General features: G+C 56.4%; 1 protein-coding gene. It reads right to left on the bottom strand.

From position 1 onward, the window contains the following. On the bottom strand, positions 1 to 312 hold a 312-nt coding region (locus MXD62_RS08185), incomplete at both ends, for an AAA family ATPase (RefSeq protein ID WP_248828801.1).

The following is a 312-nucleotide window of genomic DNA, read 5'->3' as shown; positions in this document are numbered from 1 at the left end:
AGGTGCGACGATGCCCGTGAATCTCCGCTTCATCCCGTACGCCGCCAAGCGAAATACGCACGAACTCGCGCTCCAGGGCACGGGCGATGGAACGGGCCATCGAGGTTTTGCCCACCCCGGGGGGCCCTACCAGACAAAGAATTGGACCGCGCATCCGATTGACCAGCTTTTGCACAGCCAAATATTCCAGCACCCGTTCCTTCGGCTTTTCCAAGCCGTAGTGGTCTTCGTTCAACACATCTTCCGCATGCTTGATGTCGAGGTTGTCAACGGTCTTCCGCGTCCAAGGCAACGCAAGTAATGTATCTATAT

The sequence above is a fragment of the Frankia sp. Mgl5 genome, from assembly GCF_023242985.1.
GTDB classification, from domain to species: Bacteria; Actinomycetota; Actinomycetes; order Frankiales; family Frankiaceae; genus Parafrankia; species Parafrankia soli.
Note: the sequence above shows the minus strand (reverse complement) of the source record. Positions and strands in the feature narration are given on the sequence as shown.